Source organism: Moorena sp. SIO3H5, assembly GCF_010692395.1.
GTDB lineage: Bacteria > Cyanobacteriota > Cyanobacteriia > Cyanobacteriales > Coleofasciculaceae > Moorena.
Genome location: NZ_JAAHHS010000124.1, coordinates 1 through 18737 on the forward strand (window position 1 = coordinate 1; position 18737 = coordinate 18737).

Below are 18737 nucleotides of genomic sequence, written 5' to 3' on the forward strand. Positions count from 1 at the left end.
TTGGTCGAGTTGGTGGTGGAACCGATTAGACTCAGCGTCACTGATAAAGCTCATCAGCGGTTTACCCACCAGATAATACTGCTGTACGTTGAGTAGACTAGCCGCTGCATAGTTTGCTTCTTGGATAATTCCTTGACCATTGGTTACCAGGTAACCCTCAGGAGCCAATTCAAACAAATTATGGTAGTGCTGTTGCTGTGATTCTAAGACAGCATAAGCCGCTTGCAAAGCCTCATACTTCTCGCTGAGTTCTTCAAGACCCGTAGAGAGTTCCTCCAGAGCAGCATAGAGCAAATCCGGCTGTGCATAGGATTGCTTAGGATTTGGTGATTCAAGTTTGAGGCACTTTTGAGCTGGAATCTCGTGCTTAGTAAAGTCAAAGCCTGGATTTGTGTTCATTGAACTCAGAAGTGCTTTGAATACGGGATCGTCGTTTATATTCACTCGTATTTCTCCATCCACAGAGCAAGTCTAGGAACAATTGAGGCTGGACTACTCAACGGCCTTCTGCCAAATCGTTCCTTAGGGTTCGCGAGTGTACTTGATGCTAGCAAATTTTTGTGGCAAAATCATGAAGCAAACGCCCAGAATTGGCTGCTAAACCACGCTTGCTCCGCAATATCTTTGATTTTTATTGATTTTTCTCTTTTCTCGATGGATGGCTCAGATCGGCTTTCCTCAATCAAAATCCCCCTTAGGGATTTGAGTTAAGGGGTAGCCCACTTCTGAATCAAACCACAAGTATAGAGTATAGCACAAAAAAATGCAAGCGTTAGCAACGGTAGGCCCTGAAGGCTTGACGCCCCTAGACTAATGGGAATTTACTGATAATTTACAATGGGAATTTTTTGAGGGCTGCGATCGCATGCAAGCTCACGGAGTGATCTGAATCTGCGACCAAATCTTTCAGTAATGGTATAGATTCACATTGAGCTAATTGTCCTAGGGACATGGCTAGAGTTTGTTTGATTTGCTGATCTTCCGTAGCCTCTTGCCCTGATTGACAAAAGTCGATCAAAATCTCAGCCGCTTTGGGTTTCAAATAGTCTGACTCCACCATCCCCAGGACGCTAATGATTTCCCGACAGACTGGTGTAGGTGCCTCCCTCAGCACTGCTTGCAACTGTTGTAGGGAATTGGTAGTAAACTCCCAACTGAAAGCACGGACAATCTCGATTTGTAAACTGATTGGTGTAGCTGGTGACTGGAGTACCTTAAATAACGCTTGATGGGCGTCCAAGCTAGCTAAACGCCCGAGTGCGATCGCAGCTTGGTGGCAAACCTCCAAATTCAGGTCATAAAGCAATGGTTTAATCCGCTTGACTAGATCTAAATCTGGCAACAGATTGCGTAGTAACCCTAGACCAATCACCGCTTCTTTCCTCACCGCTGCCACATGATCGCTTAAGGCATTCAGGAGAACTGGAGTAATTGAGGGTGAGCGAAAATTACTGAGGGTTTCAATAGCAGTAGCCCGTATTTCCCAGCTGGGGTCATTAACCACACTCAGCAATGGCTCAATCACTTCTGGACGGTGAATATGAGCCAGGGCTTGCACTGCCAATAATCTGGCCTCTGGGGATTCTGGGAAACGGCTTAAAGCCGCCACTGCTGAAGTACCAATGTTTGCTAGTGCTTCAGAAGCCATATAGGCTAACTCTTCATCCTCAGCATCCTTGAGCAATTTAACTAATACCATCACCACTGCCGGGTCATCAAACTGACCTAAGATTCGACCAGCAAACCAACGGACTTCCAAATCTAGTGCTTCATCTTCTAGGATGCTGATCACCGGAGCAATAACAGGTTTCCCCAGTTTTGGTAGCACCTTTACTAAATCCCATTTTTCGTGAAAATCCCCACTCTTGAGCACCTGTAATCCCAGACTCAAGGCTAGGTTAAATTCTTCATCATTTAACCGGTGCTGTCTCTGACCATTTTTCCCTATGGACAACTGCTGAAGATGGTGAGTTAGTAATGAAAAATTTTCCTGCTCTCCAGCAAGACTGGCTTGTTCTAAAATGTTGAGCATTGTTTAATCGTTGCCTCACGGCAATAAAAAATTAACTGCACAAAATTAAGTGCATTTGACTACTATTCTCGATAGGAGAGGAGACTGATCCGACGAACAGCTGGTTTCCCGACTCGAATATCGGACTCTAATTTAAGCGTTCTCCAACAAAAGCCTAATTATCAAATCAAAAATGTATTCAATGCAAAATTTTAATGCATAATATTCATTTTTATAAAGTCTTTGTAACAAAAGCTACGATGTCTCCCAATTGTGAAACCTATCGTTATATCTCGATATGGACTATTGATCTAATCACATCGACTTAGTCAGTGTTAGTCAGTGGGAACCTTACACAGTTAGACATCTTTACTATCCTGCCTGGTGGGAGGTTATCTCCACTGGGCATCTACCTTTAGGGTATGTCAAGCTCTCAGGCTCAATAACTCCAACCCAGAAGTGGGCTGAAGTTATTATTGGGGGCTCGGTGCCAAGCTAACAGTTAAATCCCATGTAAATCCTATGTAAATCCCATGTAAATCCCATGTAAATCCCATGGAGTGATATAGAACAATGTCTTTACAAGTCGAACTATTAGAACAAAGCTTTGATCAGATTAAGCCTAGCGCTACAGAATTTGTAGCCAGCTTCTACGAAAATCTATTTACCGATTATCCAGCCGCCCAGCCTCTGTTCGATACCACAGACATGGGTGCCCAAAAGAAAAAACTGCTGGCTTCCTTGGTACTGGTAGTAGAAAATCTACGCAATCCAGATACCCTCGGTGCAGCCCTCAAAGGACTAGGAGCGAGACATGTTAAGTATGGAGCGCTTCCAGAACATTATCCATTAGTGGGCAATAGCCTCCTAAAAACCTTTGAGCAATACTTGGGCGCGGATTGGACACCAGAGGTCAAGCAAGCCTGGGTAGATGCCTACGGAGCCATTACCACCATCATGTTGGATGGTGCGGATTATTCCTCTGAAGAAGTCGAGTTAGATTCCCCAAAACCAGAGGCCACAAAACCCAGCCCCCAACAGTATGAGGTCCCGGAAGCAAACATTAACTGGCCATTAGTCGGTGGAGTGTTTGGAGCTGGTGGAATCGTCAGCCTTCTCTTGGCACTGTTGTTGTAAGCCATGGGGATGTAAATAGTTAAAAATGGCAAGCAATCTAGGTAAGTTTTTTAAGCCCACTATTCTCCAATCCAAAGTAGTAATCATCGGTGTGATGGTGATCCTACTAACGTGGTTAGGCGCTGCCTTCGCTTTAGATCATCGCAGTGTGTTCCTTCCTGGCACTACCTCGGAGGGGCATGTTTTGTTTGAGGTGTCCTGTAACTCCTGTCATGAGGGGTTTAAACCGGTCACCAACGAAACCTGTATGCGCTGTCACGAAGCGGAAATGGCAGCAGATACTCACGGAACTAAAAAGTTCCGTGACCCCCGTTGGGCTGAACTTTTAACCAAGATAGATGTACTGACCTGTACGGCTTGCCATAACGAACACGTCCATATGTTTGGGCGAGGAGTTCACCTCAAGCCAGACCTATGTATGGCTTGTCATGAAGGCATCATCACCGGTGACTTAGCCAGTCATACAGGATTTACTCCGGATGGTTGCTGGACCGCAGGCTGTCATAACTTCCACGACCACCGCTCCATCTCCACAGGATTCCTGCGTCAGAATCTTGATCAGTTGCCGATGTTGCCAGAACCTGTACTGTTGGAGCGGACAGTTACTGCGGAATTAGAAGAACCGCCTACTCCCGATTTAGGTGAAGAATTCCTGGGGAGCGAGTCATGAAAAAACTGATTGCCATTGTACTCGTCCTAATTGGTTTGGTATTGGTCAGCAGTATCCGAGGTAACGCAAACACTGTTATTGATGTAGCTACTAATGGGGGTGTGCCCAAAGACGGTGCATCCCTTTCCCAAGGGGAATTAGTTGAAATTAATCAGTTGTGGGAAGGCAGTGCTCATGCCTTAGCAGACGTCAACTGCTCTAGCTGTCACCAAGACTCTGAAACTAAAGAATTAGTGGTTAAACCAACCCAGGAAAGTTGTCAAAGTTGCCATGAGGTAGCAGTTGAGACGTTTTTGTATGGTAAGCATGGCATTCGGATCTCAGAAGGACTATCTCCCTTGACACCAGCAATGGCTCATTTGCCGATGAAAGAGTCAGCCATGGACAAGCAAATGAACTGCAACAGCTGTCACAATGTCCATTCTGTAGATACCTGGCAAGCCTCTGTAGATTCCTGCTTGACCTGTCATAATGACAGCCACTCCCTCAACTATCAAAACTCAAAACATGCCCAACTATTTGCTGACCAAGGCACCTTACCCAGACCTAATGGTGAATCAGTGACCTGTGCTACCTGTCATTTACCTCGTCAGCAGCTGGAAAACACAGAAAACACCATTGTCGTTAATCACAACAATACCTTTACTCTTAAACCACGCGATCGCATGGTTAAAGAAGTTTGTATGAACTGCCACGGCGTCGAGTATAGCTATAACAGCATTTTCGATGATGAGCTAGTGGAGGAAAACTTTTCTCAACCTCCTACCCTGAAGCTAGAAACCTTTGATCTAGTTCGTGAATTTGAGAAGAAACGGTCGAGTAACGCTGAAGAGTAGTAAAAGCTACTAATTAACGCTACTAATTAACGCTACTAGTAGTAAAAGCTACTAATTAACGCTACTAGTTAACGCTACTAGCTAACGCTAATCATTAAATTAGCGGTAGTCATAGCCATTTTATAGCCACGTCATACCAATTAAAGACAACGAGAGGAGACACGAAATCATGGCAATCAAGACATTGCTACATCGCATGAAAACCAAAGCTGTAGGCTTAATTGCCTTAGGTTTAGCGATTTGCGTCACTGTTGTCGCTTGTGGTGGCGGTTCCACTCAGCAAGCTGCAGGTGTTGCTCCAGAAATAGTTGTGGATTATATCCATACCGTGCTCTTAGCAGACCGCACCGCCTACACCAAGCACGTCATTAACCGCTTGAAGACATTAGAAGGCAAAGAGAAGCCAAAAGGAGTAGTTGATGCGGAAGCCACTGAAGGTTGGCAACAAACTGGTGGTATTCCCCTACCAGCTCAGATGTTCCGTCTAGGAGCAGAGATTGCTTCTGAGAACGGACAGTTTACTTACGGCTTAATTTCCCCTTGGAACATCAACGATAACCAAGCGCCAAAATCTGAATTTGAAAAGAAAGCGATGGCAGAAGTGGTTGAAACTGGTGAGCCTTACATGGACTATCAAGAAATTGCTGGTACAACCTATTATTCTGCCGTTTACCCTGATAAAGCTGTGGCTGAAGCCTGTGTATCTTGCCACAACACCCATCCTGTACACAAAGAGCGCTATCCTGACAAAGTCTTTGAGATGGGCGAAGTCATGGGTGGCATCATCATTAATCTGCCTCTAAAAGGCACCTAATTTTTAGGGGAAATGTGTCAGCAGTCAGCTATCAGCTATCAGCTATCAGCGATCAGCGATCAGCTAAAGGCCTTTGGCCACGCTACGCGAACAGCTATCAGCTATCAGCTATCAGCTATCACCGCGAATACTGACGGCTGACGGCTGACGGCTGACTGCTGAATACTGACTACTGACTGCTGACTACTGATTGCTGACTGCTTACAAAATAGGTTTAACCGAAAAGCCACTATGTTATGAAGCCCAAATTTTCTACCTTAATCATCCTCACCTTCATCTGTGTGGTAATTCTGACTCCCTTTGCCCTGAGTCCCCTTTATCTACCGATGCTGCGGGACAATTATTTTAAATGGTATCAGCTTTTACAAGGGGAACTTTATAAGCAAATTACCGGCTATCTATCCCTAGCTTTTGTATTGTTTGAGATGGTACTAACAGCTAGAAAGCGTAGTCGTGGCTGGATGATTAAGTTTACTATTCCTGGGTCCATACTGCTGTGGCGGAGTTTACATATCTTTCTGGGAGTCGCTCTTTTAGGAACAACATTAATTCATACCATTGGGGCGACTGGCAAGAATTTTAATTCTATATTCCTGTGGGTATTTTTTGGTGTAACCCTATCGGCTCTAGTCGGTGTTGTGGCCGAAACCGGGGTGCTGGAATCTCCTAGAAAATATTTTGGTTGGGTGCCAGCAAAGGATGGCATTGGCACGATACTACCGGGTATATCTAAAGGTCCCCTAATTCGTAATTTACGCTCTGTCTGGCTATCCACCCATATCTTTCTAGTTAGTGTATTCTTTGTGATGCTAGGATTTCACATATTTCTGGCCTATTACTATCAATGAATAGGCAATAGGCAATAGGCAATAGGCAATAGGCAATAGGCAACAGGCAATAGGCAACAAGCAATAGGCAACAGTAGTAAAGAGATACGATTATTTTTTGGTGTTATGATAATTCAGTATTTTATTTCATGATATTTTGGTAAATAATATATCATGAAATATAGCGTTTCCTAGTCTAGTCAGGTATATCTAAATTTTATTCCCTGCTCCCTGCTCGCTGCTCCCTGCTCGCTGCTCCCTACAACCCAGGAATTTAGACATCACCCAATTGATAAATACTATAATGAATAGTGATCAAGGAAAAATCAGGGCAAAACTCAGCATTGTTGTAGGAATAATCACTGTTGTATTCGCCGCTGGAACATTTTTCCTAACTCGTTCTGATGTATCTAGCCTTAGTAGTTCAAGCGTGGCTGGGTTAGCTCTAATCAAAACAATGGCAAAGCAATCCGTACCGTATGAGCTTGCTTTGAGCAATAATAAGCCAACTGTAATAGAATTTTACGCTGACTGGTGTACCACTTGTCAATCCATGGCTCCTATCCTAAACAAAGTACACCAAAAGTATGGAGAGAGCGTCAATTGGGTTATGCTAAATATAGATGATCCCCAGTGGGCTAAACCGATTGAAAAATACCGAGTGACTGGTGTGCCTCAATTCACATTTCTAGACAGTAATCAGCAAGAGACAGAAATTCTAGTTGGCAAAATCCCTGAAACAATTATCAGTAAAGTGCTGCAAGAGCTATTATCTTGAAAACAGGATTACCAGAGGTTAAAAGTTGCAGGTTAGAAAGTTACAGGTTAGAAAGTTACAGGTTAGAACTTTACAGGTTATTAAACCTTAAACAAACCAACTTTCAACCTTCAACCTTCAACCTTCAACCCTTAAACCTTAAACCTTCAAAAATATCTTTCTACAAAGCTGCCAACTTTAAAATACCGATATCAAAACTACGAGACATTACTGCACTAGTTAAGTCTGCACCACTAAGATTAGCACCACTCAAATCTGCTCCCTGAAGGTTAGCACCACTCAAATCTGACCCCTGAAGATTAGCACCACTCAAATCCGCTCCACGCAAATCGGCTTTGTGTAAGTTAGTTTCAGTCAAATTTGCCTTGATTAAAGTAGCTGCCGTTAAGTCTATCCAACTGAGGTTAGCTCTAGTAAGGTTCGCTTCGGTAAGGTTAACCCCTTCTAAAACAGATACATAAAGCTGAGCACCACTGAGATTTATCCCCTCAAGATCTACCCAACTCAACATTTCCTCACTCAGATTTATGCCCCGAAAATCCCTTTCTCCCCTAGCATATCGCTTCAGTAGTTCCTCAGGATTGCTTGTGGTAAGTTGGCTAGATGGACTAGTGTACAACAGCATAGATAACCTCAAACGTGATCTGGATTGGGTCTGGTGTTAATCACAATTCCTGACAGATGGGAAATTGTAGACAGACGCGCTTTATGACCAGTATCGAAGTCTGATGTTAGCGATCGCGTTTACGCAACCGTTTAGCAATGTCTAATTTAGTAGACTATTAGTAGACTAATTGACTACACCTTTAAGATTAAAAAAATGATAACTGTATAATTGAATACAATTTAAATTTAAATTAATGGTAAAAGTTCATGACGTTAAGGCATTTTGGTAAAAGCGATCGCTTAGTTTTAAAAAAACCAAAAAAAACCATAATTTAGGAAAAAGCTTGTGTTGATAAAATTGTTTTATACCAGGGTGTATTATATAGAGATAAATCCTAAATTTTGGGTAAAAACTATTCCTGATTACCTTATAGTTACTTATAGTTGCTGAACCATGTTGTGTGCTACCAATCTTGACCAGTATGTTCACAAATAACCTAGGATTGCTATATGCTTGAGCATACCTTGAAATTTATTGGCTCGATTAAACTAGCTGTCCCTTTACTTAGTATTATTGTCGCTATCTTAATTGGGGCGACGTTTTACGAATCTCAGGTCGGGTCAACTACCGTGCAACAAGAGATTTACAAAAGTCCGTGGTTTGGAGCCTTAATGTTCCTACTAGCGCTCAACTTAGCGGTATCAGCTCTCTATCGCTATCCCTGGCGAGGTGCGCGTAAAATCGGCTTTGCTTTGACCCATCTTGGTATCATCGTAATTATCGCTGGTTCAGCCGCTGTAATCCACTTAGGTGTAGAGGGCATGTTACCTTTGCGCACCGATATGGCTTCGAGCAATCAGATTCGGGTTGAAGGGGAATTTGTGGAAGTGATGACACCATCATCAGAGTTGCAGCAGGCTGATGTATTGATCAAGCCAGATGGTTCAGTCATGCCCAAGCAAATTGGTAAATTGTCTTTGGTAGGCTACAGCGACAACACCATCAAAACAGTCAGTTTTACAGAAGGGGCAACGGCAGATAATCTAGCAGTAGATAATCCAGCTGTGCGATTACGCTTGAAAAGCGATCGCATGGGGCAAACCCTAGAGCGATATTTAGCTGTAGCCCCAGTAGCCTATAGCAAAGTAGGGATTGGGCCAGCTGAATTAGAAATCATTCAGGTTGATACGGTAGCGACAGGAAAAGGAAAATCTCTGCTATCCCCTCCTCAAGAACAAAACCTGAGTCCTTGGGGAAGCATCGAGGTAACGTCAAAAGAAAGGGAAAAGATAGATACAGAGATTATCGATATAAAACAAGCTCTGTCATCCCAAGCCCCAGACTCCTCAGTCAAAGTAATCGATTTTTGGCCGGATTTCCGACTAGACAGCAACAAGCAACCGACAACGGCCTCCCAACAACTGAGAAATCCCGCAGTACAGTTAGAGGTATCCACACCAGAAGGGCTTGAACGCTGGTTTGTGTTTGGAAAGGAAAACTTTCCCCCAATTCGTTCAGTGGTATCAGGACAACCCCTAGAAGGAATTGAGATTAGCTATAAAATTCAACCCCAGCAATCACAGGATTATTTCCGGGTGATCGTGACTCAATCAGGTCAGCTATTCTATGCTGCCCATTCCTCGAAAGGATTTAAATCTGGGACTTTAGAGGTTGGAGAAGCTGTAAGTCCCGGTTGGGCAGACTTCCAAATTACCCTAGACGAGTATATTCCCCATGGCAAAATCAATCGTGAGGTCATACCTGTATTTGACCCAACCGTTAAGGGAGTACCAGCTTTATTAGTCAGCACCGAAACCGGAACCCAAACCTGGTTACCCTGGGGCGAACCGACTACGATTAACGAACCAACAGGAGAAATCTTTGCTGCGTTTAGTCCCAAACTCTTGGAACTGCCGTTTGCGATCGCATTAGAAGACTTCATCGTAGAACGCAATGAAGGCAGTGATTCCGTTGCTATGTGGACTAGCAAAATCCGGCTCGAAGACCGGGATCACAATGTCATCTCCCACCGCAACGTTTGGATGAACCATCCCACCTGGTATCAAGGCTGGAAAATAGCCCAAGCTTCCTGGAATCCCGGTGACTTAAAACAATCAACCCTACAAATCAAGCGAGAACCAGCCTGGGTAACTGCTTTAACCTGGACAGGCTCCGGTCTAGTAATCGGTGGGCTCACCATCATGTTCTATGGTCGAGGGGTAGCCAAAAAACTGCGCCGCCAGCCAGAGGAGTCCGGAGTTCCCTTGTACTATCATTCCCCCTAGCATACTTTGTTCTAGTTCAGATTAGATTTTACTCCTGTTTAGCCTCAACTCCTGTGTTCTGATGAAACCACTCCAACTCCTGATCGGACTTTGTCTCGGAATCGTAATCCTGATCATACCTCCAACCCAACTCCAACCATCACCCCTAGACCCCTTACAAACCCTAGCCGTCCAACTTGATGGGCGCAAAAAACCCTTAGACACCGTAGCCCGAGAAACCGTAGCCAAAATCCACGGTTCAACTAACTACCGCCTAGAAAACAATCAAAGCCTCAACTATCTCCAAACCTACCTATCCCTATGGTTTAATAACCGAGACTGGAACCAAGAACCCTTCATTCTACTGACCTACCGCCCCCTCAAAGAAAAAATTGGTCTTGACCTAGAACGAAAATACTTCTCCTTCGCAGAATTAGTCAGTTCCAACCTAGGTGCCATCGTTCTGGAAGCCAATCAAAAAGAAGCGGACAACATTGAGCTGACTAGAGACGAACGAGAAGCCCTCACCATAGAAGACAGACTGGCATTAATGTTACGCACGGTAGGTACTGATACCCTACCCCTAGTTCCCCATCCCAGCGATAGTAAAGGCACTTGGGTAAGCATACTTCAATCGCAACAGTATTACACCAACGAACAAATTACCCCCCTACAGCAAAGTTACCAAACACTCAAACAAGCCTATCGTTTAGATCCTCTACTGACTAATGTTGAGGTTGGGCAAGTTGCGGAAACACTACATCAGCAGTTAGCGGCTCTTAGCCCTGACATTTACCCCAAGGATTCCGTGCTGCAACGGGAAGTTAACTTCTCTAGTTTTCGCCCCTTTAGTAAAGCCTGGAAAATTTATGCGATCGCATTACTAGTCCTATTATTAGGATTATCCTTCAAACAATTCGACCTCTACTCAGGTGCAGTAGGAATTTTCCTCACAGGTCTTTTCATCCAAGGCTACGGCTTTATCACCCGCATGGAAATTGCCGGACGTCCCCCAGTCACCAATATGTATGAATCCGTAGTGTGGGTTGGATTTGGGATAGCCGCCATCGCCCTAGTATTTGAGCTAATCTACCGAGCAAAATACTATCTGTTAGCCGCTGCTCCTTTATCAATCCTTTGTCTACTTCTAGCAGACAGTCTTCCAGCCGTCCTAGACCCAAGTATTGCTCCCCTTGTACCAGTACTACGAGACAACTTTTGGCTAAGTATCCACGTTCCCACCATTACCCTCAGCTATGCTAGTTTTGCCTTAGCCATGGGATTAGGACATATTATTCTAGGACATTATCTAGTTGCTCCCCAATCCTTTCAACGAATTTCCAATCTATCAAAATTCAACTATCGAGTCCTACAAATTGGTGTTTTACTGCTCACTACTGGCATTATTCTCGGTGGGATCTGGGCTCACTTCTCTTGGGGTCGCTTCTGGGGTTGGGATCCCAAAGAAACCTGGGCGTTGATTGCCCTAATGTGTTACATAGTCCCATTACATGGTCGTCTGGTAGGATGGTTAGCAGACTTTGGGATGGCAGTCATTAGTGTAGTTTGTTTTAATGCTGTGTTGATGGCTTGGTATGGCGTAAACTTTGTTCTCGGTACTGGTTTACACAGTTATGGATTTAGCACTGGTGGCTCAGAATTAATTGTCGGGACCCTCGTTGGCTTAGATTTATTATTTGTAGCAGCTGCCGCTACCAGACATAACCGTTGGCTGCTCTCTAAATCTAGTGAAAATATAGTGAAACAATTGAGCCCAAACCAACCGGTTATGGCTAAAGATAATTAAAATTAATTAAAATTAATTAAAAATGCATAATACCAACTAATGAGGAAGAGATTATAAACCTAATTTAGCTGCTCATAGTTTTGATTAAAAATTCCTAGTTTGAGAGATAATATAATTAATTTTTAATTATGGTTTATTATTAAAATAAATCGTTTTCCACATAGAGGGATACTATGGATCGTCGTAAATTTATGGGCTGGTTTGGTGTTGGTGCATTGGCTACTTATCTACCAGTAGCATTAGCTGCCTGTAGTCCTGATCAAAGTCAGCCAAAAACAACAGAAAAGAAAACTGCTAATATTGATAAGTCGGTGCGAGAAGATGGATTCCAAGCTGTTGGCACAGTGCAGGAGTTAGAAGAAAAAGGCAAAATTACCGACAAGATAGCAGATATTCTAGTCGTGCGTAATCTGAGCAACAATAGTCTTGTTGCCGTGAACCCTAGGTGTACTCACCAAGGTTGTAGCGTGGATTGGAAGCAAGAGGACAAGATATTTAACTGTCCTTGCCACGGTTCTAAATTTGATTTAGATGGCAAAGTAACGAAAGGACCTGCAGACAAACCCTTGAAAAGCTATGAAACAAAGGAAGAAGATAATTTAGTTTTGGTAAAAGTAAGCTAGTCATGTAGGAGCAGGTTTGATATTGCAGCTGAAGTCCCCATTTTTAAGGGATATGTTTGTACCTGATGGGAGATAGAATGCTATAACTAACCTGCTCCTGCCCTTTTCCAATTCAAAAATTAAAGCTTTCTTCATTTAAAATCATTTCTTGATAAGTACCTGACTTCACTAAACGACCTTGATCGAGTAAATAGATACAATCACAATGTTCAATAGTGGAGAGACGGTGAGCAATAATAATCATCGTTTTAGTGCCATTCAACGATTTAATTGCTTCATTAACCAAGTGTTCAGTTTCATTATCTAGTGCAGAAGTCGCCTCATCTAAGACTAAAATTTCCCTCTGATGGTAAAGTGCGCGAGCAATTCCTATCCGCTGGCGTTGACCACCAGATAAACGCACTCCCCGTTCACCAACAACAGAGTTAACTCCCTCAGGCAATTGCTCAACAAACTCCGCAAGTTGAGCAGATTGGATAGCCTGATATAATCGTTCTCGATCAATCAAATGCTTTGGAACACCAAAGGCAATATTTCCTTCGATTGTGTCATCTATCAGAAAAATCGACTGTGGGATATAGCCAATTAAATTTTGCCAGGAACGCAGGTTATTATATATCGATTTACCTTTGTACATAATTTCACCACTTTCAGGTGCTAATAGACCTAAAATGACATCAACTAATGTGGTCTTACCTGACCCGGATTTACCGACTAAAGCAATAGATTGACCTTTGTTGATAGTCAACGATATGTTCATAATAGTAGGGTCTAAAACCTTGGGATATCGGTAGGTAATTCTCTCAATTTTGATCTGATTATCCTGGTGTGATAGACTTCTATTAACGTCAATGGAATTGACAAAATTACTGAATTGATATGACGAAGTATTAGGCTTGGATAGGGCAGATAAATCTGATAAATATTTAGGCTCAAAAATTTTCTCTACTTCAATGTTTTCTAACTCTTTTAAATCCAAGTATATTTTATTAATCGAATAGCTGGAGTTTCGCATCAAAGCAATATTAGATGTTAAATGACTAAATGCTGGAATCATGCGCACAGAAGCCAAAGCGAAAATACCTAAAACTTGGATAATATTTTCTGTCCCAAGGTTAAAGACTAAGACTATAGATACAAAAGCTACTAAAAATGTTACTAAAATCGCTTCAATTATAATGCGAGGCAAAGCTTGAAACGTATGAAACGATGTCATACCATTAACCAGTTGATCGACTTGATCACTCATTTGCATTTCAAAATAAGATTCACAACCAATAATTCTTGTTTCTTTTAGTCCTCCAAGGCTATGATTGATGATGCGAATCATTTCCTCCTTAGATTGAGATACTTTTTTTCCCCATTCGGAAATTTTGTCTTTAAATTGGTAGATAATACCCAAGGGTATTAGTAAAATAAAGCCTAGAGTAATTGTTGCGATTGGATCGGTAATTATTAGTAAAACTACTAAAAACAAGATAATAATAAAACTGGCTAGCGTTTTTAGGAAAGGAATCATAAATTTTACACTAAAAACTCCAGAATCTTCTAAAACCGTGTTGATTAAAAAAGCCGTATTTTTCCTAAGATGAAATGTGTAAGGTGCTACCAAGTAAGCATGGAGCAAATTTGATGATAGTTCACCGTATTGAGTAAAGCTAAATTGAAAGATATATTTTTGAGCTTGGAAACTTAATAAGGATTTAGTCCAGAAGGCAACAATAATGATGAAACCTAGTAAGGCAATAAACTGAACTTCAGAAGTTAAACCTAACTTGACATAAACCCAATCCAACCGAGAATTTAGTTCAATCAACCTTGGGTTAGTAGCTAAGCCCATAAATGGCCCGACAAGTCCAATACCTACAGTATCCAGCAGGGAGGTTAGTAAGATTAATAACAAAAGAGGGATAAGTCGGAGTTTTCTTTCTCCAAGAATGTATAAAAAATTTGACAAATAGCTAAACATTTGGTATGTAAATTATTATGATGATAAAGGAATAATTTAGTTTAAATCAGCTTTATGATGTAGTCAAAGATAAGATTGAGGACTGAGGTTCGGTCAAATCTAGACAATTGTTCCAGTCCAGTGCCATTGCCGAGCAGCATCAGGAGAAGTTGGACAATCTCAATTACTTGCACAAAGTCATTAAGCTCTCGAAGGTGAGCTAATGGCCAATTGCCTTGATTGAAGTAACCCTGATTAGACTGTTAGCATCGATAACGTTTATAAAGGATTTTTCAAAATATAAAAGCCCACAGGCCTTGTTATTATTGGCATCCTGTATAGGTTATTTTTAAAAAATAATTAGATTGTATTACCTTAACTTATTTGTTATAAAAATCCAAAAAATATAATATATTAACCGAATTTATTGACATTTTTTTTAGACATATTTTATTAAAAAAATAGTGTGTTTTCTATTATTTTTTCTGAGCAAAATGCCGGTAATCAGGATAAAATAAAATGACAGGTCTGCGCTATCCACGCTCTCGGACCCCTTTAGGGATGATGGTACTACCTTGCCCTTAGTGCTTACTTCACTTACCTAACAATGCTCAAATGACCAATGACGACTGGCTAGAAATCGGTAGAATTGTTTCCCCCCATGGGCTAAAAGGAGAGTTGCGAGTCTATCCCAGTTCTGACTTTCCTGAGAGGTTTGAGGAGCCAGGACAGCGCTGGTTAAAACCACCACTTCCTCCTTCCGGGAAGGAAAATCCTCCCCAATCCGTAGAATTACTTTGGGGACGTTTTGTCCCTGCTAAAGGGTTATATGTTGTGCAGCTAAAGGGGATAGACAACCGGGATCAGGCAGAGGGGTTGCGCGGTTATCAACTGTTGGTACCAGTCAGCGATCGCCCAGAGTTAGAGGAAGATGAGTATCACATCCTAGACTTGATTGACCTTGAAGTGTTTAATCAACTCACTGGTGAAGCTGTGGGGGTAGTCGTAGACGTGATCCCAGCCGGTAATGACCTTTTGAAAGTCAAATTGCAATCTTCAGTGCAACCGCCCCCAACCCATCCAGAAACTCCACCACCTACTCGAACTAGCAAGAAACGCCAATCCAAGGCTAAGAAGGAAGCACAGCCAGCAACGGTGCTGATTCCGTTTGTGAAAGCGATCGCGCCAGTGGTGGATCTCGAAAATGGTCGGATTGAGATTACGCCTCCTGCCGGTTTACTAGAAGTCAATCAACGTTAACTCATATATACTGACTAGTAAAATCTCACCTTCATCCCCTCCATCTCCACAGAAACTGCTCCTTGAGAGGGTGATAAGGGACCCGAAATACTGACTAGCTTTAGCTTTCAGGTCACTATTATCCAAAACTATACCATCCCCCGTCTGGCCACTTACCAAGGGCAGGTTAAGTGGGAGCCTCCTGGGATTGGAAAGGTGAGAGTAAAGCCTTGACCTGATCAATCCTTGCTAGGTAATGTTTAATCCTCTTTTAAGACAAGTATTACAGAGCTGATTGGGAAACAGACCTATAACCATTGCGGTGCAATCCTTTCAGGATTTAGGAGTAGTTTGGCTCATGTTAGCTGAAATCCATATCTGTCAACGGATTTGAGCTCTTAAGATTTACTCTATCAATTAGCTCTAAGACCAATAATTTACAATCCAGAATCAACTTAGTACCTAAATGTCTAATAATATGAAGATAAGTAAATTAATTAAAGTTAATAAAAAGCTGTGTCTACACAAGAACTAATATCCTACCACACTACGGAAAAGCATGTTTGGAACTGGCAAAGTCACCAGATTCAATACACCGTAATGGGGACTGGTAAGCCTTTACTGTTGGTTCATGGTTTTGGGGCATCCATTGGACATTGGCGCAAGAATATTCCTGCCCTAGCTGCAGGGGGTTATCGAGTGTTTGCCATTGATCTGCTGGGATTCGGAGGTTCTGATAAACCTGTCCTATCCTACACCGTAGAGTTGTGGCAAGAACAAATAAAGGACTTTTGGGATACTTACATCAACGAACCTACCGTATTTATCGGTAACTCCATTGGTGCTCTGTTAAGCCTGATGATGGTAACAAACTATCCTGAGATTGCTGCTGGTGGTGTCTTAATTAACTGTGCTGGTGGACTCAATCACCGCCCTGAAGAGCTAAATCTACCTTTGCGCTTGGTGATGGGAGCTTTTACCAGATTAGTGAACTCTCCAACCTTTGGACCGTTCCTGTTTAACCGTATCCGCCAGAAAAATCGGATCCGCAGCACCCTCCGTCAAGTCTACTGTGATTCAGATGCCATTACAGAGGAACTTGTAGAGTTAATCTACCAGCCTGCTTGTGATCCCGGTGCTCAAAAGGTATTTGCATCAGTTCTTACTGCTCCTCCTGGTCCTGCACCTAGTGAACTTTTACCGAAGTTACAAAGTCCTCTACTCATTCTTTGGGGAGAGGAAGACCCTTGGACACCGATTTCTGGTGCTACCATCTTCCAAAACCAGAGTCATCAAGGTAAAGAGGTAAAATTTGTAGGGATTCCTAAGGCTGGTCACTGCCCTCATGACGAAAACCCAGAGTCCGTAAATTCACTGATTCTCGAGTGGTTGTCATCTCGCTGGTGAAACAGAAAGGGAAGTAATCAGGGTCAAATAAGTAAGTAACAAGGGTAAATGTTAAACATTTAAACTATTTCTAATACTAGAGAATTACGTAAATTCACTGATTATAGATTGGCTTTTTTATGGATATATATAATAATAAGCAATATCCCTGAAGCCATGACCATACTATCGGTGATTAGCCGTAAGCACATAGTTATTATGGAATCAATAGCTAGATTTTCGGTGCATAGATTGTTAGAGCGAATCCATGTGAAGTAACCGAAATTGAGTGAGTGTGAGCTATGTACGTGTTATTACTGATGACCGGAGCGGGAAGAGTTAATTTAAATGCTTCTTCAAGAGGCTTCAATGATTCAGATTTTCTTAAGAAAGCCTTTGTCAGGGTCAGATTGCTCAAATAACCAGCTAGGGTGGGTCTGAAATCAAAATAAGATAAAGCTCTTGCAGTATTTCAGAGAACTATTTAAGTAAATTCACGGCAAGCTTTTTGAACTCTTTCTGATTCTTAAATATTGTTTAAGTGGTTGTCGCGACGTCTTTATTGTCAAGAAATATCACAATTTAGAAGAAAGCAAAATTAGCTTCCAAGTGTTAGGAATTTAACACGGAAGCTTTAACTCTTTTGTTGCCAAGATAGGACTTACAAACTCAGGGGGTTATACCCATCATCAATAAGTTTACTATATCACTTATCCTCTAATAATAGTGTAAATGCAGGAATTCTACAAGAATTCTTAGGAGGTTATGTATGCACAGGAGGAAATCATAATAATGACGATTATTGAAGAATTAGCCAACGGTTATATGACAGCTCCACCCTATGAAGCTCCTAATTCCTTACTTAGAGAGTTTCGTCAATTTGTCATTGACTTAGCAAAGGTAGAATTGCAAGGTGTCAATTTTGAGTATGTTGACTACCAACCCTACTTTCGAGGACCAGATCTATGTCTTAATGACATCAAAGCTGACTTTGAAGAAGGAAATGTTAGAATCAGCGCCCAATATAATGAATCAGATCTACTAGGTAAGGACGTCAACTTAATTTTCCGATGTATTCATGAAAGGCATCACGTTAAACTCGATGTGGACTTTGGCTGGGAAGGCGAGTGCGCCATTGCTGCTCACATTATGTCCTTTACGGATAACCTGTTATTTAAACAACTCCTTTTCAGTGAGGGGCTAGGGCAAGTGGCTGTGCGCCTGGATACAGGAGAATTTCCTGATTACCAAAAAGTAGTTCTCTTTGATGAAGAGGTTATACATTGTATGGAGGAGACAATGAAAAATGTCAGAAATATTCGATGCCAGAACCACTGATTGAACTCAAGGGAGTCAGCAAATCGTTTGGGACTAATGTCATTTTGAATCAGTTGGATCTAAAAATTTATCAGGGTGATGCCCTAGTCATTATTGGTCCTTCTGGAACCGGCAAATCAACAATTCTTCGGATTATTGCTGGCTTACTACCTGCTGATGTTGGTGAAGTTTATGTTAAAGGGCAACGGCGCTCCGGTTTAATAGAAGATGCTCAAGACCCCATTGGTATTGGTATGGTATTTCAGCAGGCAGCTTTGTTTGACTCGCTGACGGTGGAAGAGAATGTGGGTTTCTTGCTTTACCAGCACTCTAAACTACCACATCATCGAATTAGGAAATTAGTCAATCAAAGTCTGGAGATGGTAGGGTTATCTGGTGTTGGAGACCGCTACCCAGCTGAATTATCAGGAGGTATGCGCAAACGAGTCAGTTTTGCCCGTGCAATAATGTAA

Annotated in this window: 16 protein-coding genes and 1 pseudogene; 13 read left to right on the forward strand and 4 right to left on the reverse strand. The window is 42.2% G+C overall.

Translation table 11 applies throughout. The features are described 5' to 3' along the window. The coding region (locus F6K52_RS15600) for a PAS domain-containing protein (protein ID WP_293079107.1) at window positions 1–399 on the reverse strand (399 nt) is incomplete at its 3' end. A gap of 433 nt (window positions 400–832) precedes the next feature. Beyond that, window positions 833–2032, reverse strand: a complete 1200-nt coding sequence (locus tag F6K52_RS15605) for a HEAT repeat domain-containing protein (protein ID WP_293079109.1) — start codon at window positions 2030–2032, stop codon at window positions 833–835. Window positions 2033–2584: 552 nt separating this feature from the next. Between F6K52_RS15605 and F6K52_RS15610 the strand changes: the two genes are divergently transcribed. The 6 genes from F6K52_RS15610 (at window position 2585) to F6K52_RS15635 (ending at window position 7073) form a co-directional block, all read left to right on the forward strand. Beyond that, the gene (locus F6K52_RS15610; protein ID WP_293079111.1) at window positions 2585–3148 is read left to right on the forward strand and encodes a globin family protein; all 564 of its coding nucleotides are present in this window, start codon (window positions 2585–2587) and stop codon (window positions 3146–3148) included. A 25-nt stretch (window positions 3149–3173) separates the two neighbouring features. Further along, window positions 3174–3818: a cytochrome c3 family protein gene (locus F6K52_RS15615; RefSeq protein ID WP_293079113.1), complete on the forward strand. Its 645-nt coding sequence runs from the start codon at window positions 3174–3176 to the stop codon at window positions 3816–3818. Then, window positions 3815–4654, forward strand: a complete 840-nt coding sequence (locus F6K52_RS15620) for a cytochrome c3 family protein (RefSeq protein WP_293079115.1) — start codon at window positions 3815–3817, stop codon at window positions 4652–4654. The genes F6K52_RS15615 and F6K52_RS15620 overlap by 4 nt, the downstream gene beginning before the upstream one ends. 169 nt (window positions 4655–4823) lie before the next feature. Beyond that, window positions 4824–5468, forward strand: a complete 645-nt coding sequence (locus F6K52_RS15625) for a DUF3365 domain-containing protein (protein WP_293079117.1) — start codon at window positions 4824–4826, stop codon at window positions 5466–5468. 236 nt (window positions 5469–5704) lie between these two features. Further along, window positions 5705–6316, forward strand: coding sequence for a hypothetical protein (locus tag F6K52_RS15630; RefSeq protein ID WP_293079119.1), 612 nt, complete (start codon window positions 5705–5707; stop codon window positions 6314–6316). A gap of 283 nt (window positions 6317–6599) precedes the next feature. Continuing rightward, window positions 6600–7073, forward strand: coding sequence for a thioredoxin domain-containing protein (locus F6K52_RS15635; RefSeq protein ID WP_293079121.1), 474 nt, complete (start codon window positions 6600–6602; stop codon window positions 7071–7073). A 160-nt stretch (window positions 7074–7233) separates the two neighbouring features. Here F6K52_RS15635 and F6K52_RS15640 read toward each other — a convergent pair whose 3' ends face one another. Next, window positions 7234–7698, reverse strand: coding sequence for a pentapeptide repeat-containing protein (locus F6K52_RS15640; RefSeq protein ID WP_293079123.1), 465 nt, complete (start codon window positions 7696–7698; stop codon window positions 7234–7236). A gap of 491 nt (window positions 7699–8189) precedes the next feature. Between F6K52_RS15640 and F6K52_RS15645 the strand changes: the two genes are divergently transcribed. From F6K52_RS15645 to F6K52_RS15655, 3 genes are all read left to right on the forward strand, one after another. Then, window positions 8190–9965 (forward strand): cytochrome c biogenesis protein ResB, encoded by a 1776-nt coding sequence (locus F6K52_RS15645; RefSeq protein ID WP_293079125.1) that lies wholly within the window; start codon window positions 8190–8192, stop codon window positions 9963–9965. A gap of 61 nt (window positions 9966–10026) precedes the next feature. After that, window positions 10027–11751 (forward strand): cytochrome c biogenesis protein CcsA, encoded by a 1725-nt coding sequence (gene ccsA / locus F6K52_RS15650; protein WP_293079127.1) that lies wholly within the window; start codon window positions 10027–10029, stop codon window positions 11749–11751. Window positions 11752–11924: 173 nt separating this feature from the next. Further along, a complete protein-coding gene (locus tag F6K52_RS15655) occupies window positions 11925–12374 on the forward strand; it encodes a Rieske (2Fe-2S) protein (protein ID WP_293079129.1) in 450 nt (149 codons plus the stop codon). A gap of 112 nt (window positions 12375–12486) precedes the next feature. Here the strand turns inward: F6K52_RS15655 and F6K52_RS15660 are convergent, their stop codons facing one another. Beyond that, window positions 12487–14331 carry an ABC transporter ATP-binding protein gene (locus F6K52_RS15660; RefSeq protein ID WP_293079131.1) on the reverse strand — a complete coding sequence of 615 codons (1845 nt, stop codon included), beginning with the start codon at window positions 14329–14331 and terminating at the stop codon, window positions 12487–12489. A gap of 606 nt (window positions 14332–14937) precedes the next feature. Here F6K52_RS15660 and rimM point away from each other — a divergent pair. The 4 genes and pseudogenes from rimM to F6K52_RS15680 form a co-directional block, all read left to right on the forward strand. Beyond that, the gene (gene rimM, locus F6K52_RS15665; protein WP_293079133.1) at window positions 14938–15582 is read left to right on the forward strand and encodes a ribosome maturation factor RimM; all 645 of its coding nucleotides are present in this window, start codon (window positions 14938–14940) and stop codon (window positions 15580–15582) included. 495 nt (window positions 15583–16077) lie between these two features. Further along, window positions 16078–16968, forward strand: a complete 891-nt coding sequence (locus tag F6K52_RS15670) for an alpha/beta fold hydrolase (protein ID WP_293079135.1) — start codon at window positions 16078–16080, stop codon at window positions 16966–16968. Between the two features lie 771 nt (window positions 16969–17739). After that, window positions 17740–18285 (forward strand): hypothetical protein, encoded by a 546-nt coding sequence (locus F6K52_RS15675; RefSeq protein ID WP_293079137.1) that lies wholly within the window; start codon window positions 17740–17742, stop codon window positions 18283–18285. Further along, window positions 18270–18734, forward strand: a pseudogene (locus tag F6K52_RS15680) (ATP-binding cassette domain-containing protein); the annotation flags it as partial. The gene F6K52_RS15675 and the pseudogene F6K52_RS15680, both read left to right, overlap by 16 nt. Between the last annotated feature and the right edge of the window lie 3 nt (window positions 18735–18737).

What these genes read in the sequence shown, in the direction of transcription:
- F6K52_RS15605 (WP_293079109.1), bottom strand. Translation starts at nt 2,032, where the DNA reads ATGCTCAACATTTTAGAACAAGCCAGTCTTGCTGGAGAGCAGGAAAAT.
- F6K52_RS15610 (WP_293079111.1), top strand. Translation starts at nt 2,585, where the DNA reads ATGTCTTTACAAGTCGAACTATTAGAACAAAGCTTTGATCAGATTAAG.
- F6K52_RS15615 (WP_293079113.1), top strand. Translation starts at nt 3,174, where the DNA reads ATGGCAAGCAATCTAGGTAAGTTTTTTAAGCCCACTATTCTCCAATCC.
- F6K52_RS15620 (WP_293079115.1), top strand. Translation starts at nt 3,815, where the DNA reads ATGAAAAAACTGATTGCCATTGTACTCGTCCTAATTGGTTTGGTATTG.
- F6K52_RS15625 (WP_293079117.1), top strand. Translation starts at nt 4,824, where the DNA reads ATGGCAATCAAGACATTGCTACATCGCATGAAAACCAAAGCTGTAGGC.
- F6K52_RS15630 (WP_293079119.1), top strand. Translation starts at nt 5,705, where the DNA reads ATGAAGCCCAAATTTTCTACCTTAATCATCCTCACCTTCATCTGTGTG.
- F6K52_RS15635 (WP_293079121.1), top strand. Translation starts at nt 6,600, where the DNA reads ATGAATAGTGATCAAGGAAAAATCAGGGCAAAACTCAGCATTGTTGTA.
- F6K52_RS15640 (WP_293079123.1), bottom strand. Translation starts at nt 7,698, where the DNA reads ATGCTGTTGTACACTAGTCCATCTAGCCAACTTACCACAAGCAATCCT.
- F6K52_RS15645 (WP_293079125.1), top strand. Translation starts at nt 8,190, where the DNA reads ATGCTTGAGCATACCTTGAAATTTATTGGCTCGATTAAACTAGCTGTC.
- ccsA (WP_293079127.1), top strand. Translation starts at nt 10,027, where the DNA reads ATGAAACCACTCCAACTCCTGATCGGACTTTGTCTCGGAATCGTAATC.
- F6K52_RS15655 (WP_293079129.1), top strand. Translation starts at nt 11,925, where the DNA reads ATGGATCGTCGTAAATTTATGGGCTGGTTTGGTGTTGGTGCATTGGCT.
- rimM (WP_293079133.1), top strand. Translation starts at nt 14,938, where the DNA reads ATGACCAATGACGACTGGCTAGAAATCGGTAGAATTGTTTCCCCCCAT.
- F6K52_RS15675 (WP_293079137.1), top strand. Translation starts at nt 17,740, where the DNA reads ATGACGATTATTGAAGAATTAGCCAACGGTTATATGACAGCTCCACCC.